Below are 1,620 nucleotides of genomic sequence, written 5' to 3'. Positions count from 1 at the left end.
ATCAGAAAATACCCATGCGTGCTTGTACTGAGGCTTGATGGCTATTTCACCTGTCAGCATATTGAAGTAGCCACGAGCATCGCCGTTACTATAACAGACAAGCGAGTCGTCCCCCAATGGTTTTGAAATCCAATGTATGCCCTTGACAGTCTTCTTGCCATCACGAGTCTCCACATATCCATCCGTCTCATAGGCCCGGCTATAGTAAGTGGCATTTCTTGACAGGTACTGCGAGTCATAGTAGGATTCATCCAAATATTTCGCAGCATTCACTTTCTTGTAAACAAACTCGTATAACGCATTACCTCCAGCACATGCAAACACAAACATGATGAACGCAAAACAGCCTCCAACAACACGTCGAATAAACTTGCCATACTTAGATTCATCCTTCATTCCAAGTATCACGGTGAACCATTCTGCTGTTGCAGCAATGATACCTGTTAAACCTTTCCAAAATAAAACAATCGTTCTTTTTAAGGTTCTCTTTCTTTTTTCCATATTCGCGAATTCAACAAGCAAGTGCAAAATTACGAAATGTTTTTGTAAAAGCACTCCTTTGGTGTTGAGAAATTCAATTTCTTTCTTGGTCTCTCATTAATTTTTGCCGTAAACTTTGTTATTTTCTGCTGACTGAAGTTTGAAAACGCAGCAGACTTAGGAATGTACTGCCTAACGAGTCCGTTTGCATTCTCAATAGCACCCTTTTGCCATGAGGAATACGGATCAGCAAAGTACACTGGTACACCCAGAGATTTGCTGATTATCTCATGTGCAGCAAATTCCATCCCATTGTCTGTTGTTATGGACTTTATTTTTCCCTTGAATGGCATAAGTATCTTCTTTACAGTCTCAGCCAATTTCTTAGCATTCTTTCCGTGCTTCAACTTTCTCATAAACAGCATATTTGTTTGCTTTTCAACCAATGTAACAATTGCTCCACAATTATCCTTTCCAACGATTGTATCCATCTCAAAATCACCAAATCGCACTCCATCAACCTCCTTGGGTCTTTCGCTGATACTCACACGATTAGGTATGACAATGCGTTTGCCACCTACAGGTCTTGCACGATGTTTCAATCTGTGACGGCAATTTTTATACAAAGAACCTCTCTCTTTTTTGTCTTTCCTGATTATGCGATAGATACTCTCCGTAGAGATGCGCTTGCCTTCCTTGGCAAGGTAGCCAGATATCTGTTCCGGGGACCATTGCTTCTCTTTTAAAAGGCGTAGAGCCTCTTCCCTTACTTCCTGGGAGATGCGACGATTGCCTGGAGTTCTGCGCTTTTTGCGGCGGGCATTGGCTTCTGCTGTTTCCCAGTTGTAATGGTTACGACTGCCACTATTTCGCTTTAATTCGCGATAAATGGTGGATAAATCTACATTTATTGCCTTGGCAATATCTTTTTTACTCATTTTCTTTTGAAGTAACACATTTATTGTGTATCTTTGCTCCGAAATAATTTGTTTGTACATAGCAATGCAAATATAATTATTTCTGGGGAGACAGCGGTCTCCCCATTTTATTTTTTTGTATTGCTCATTGAATTTCTTGACATAGCTCAATACATGGGGGCTACTCGCCCCCAAACCCCTCGGTGTTTTCAGGTATAGATTA

At 40.8% G+C, this 1,620-nt stretch carries 1 protein-coding gene and 1 pseudogene; both read right to left on the bottom strand.

Annotated elements, in window-relative coordinates; translation table 11 throughout:
• Positions 1-396, bottom strand: a pseudogene (locus DW657_RS18435) (WG repeat-containing protein); the annotation flags it as partial.
• A 134-nt stretch (positions 397-530) separates the two neighbouring features.
• On the bottom strand, positions 531-1,478 hold the full coding sequence (locus tag DW657_RS14000; RefSeq protein ID WP_117917141.1) for an IS30 family transposase: 948 nt from the start codon (positions 1,476-1,478) through the stop codon (positions 531-533).
• Positions 1,479-1,620 lie beyond the last annotated feature (142 nt).

The organism is Prevotella sp. AM23-5, from assembly GCF_003473645.1.
In the GTDB taxonomy this organism is placed as follows: Bacteria; Bacteroidota; Bacteroidia; order Bacteroidales; family Bacteroidaceae; genus Prevotella; species Prevotella copri_A.
This window is presented reverse-complemented; position numbering and strand designations above follow the sequence as displayed.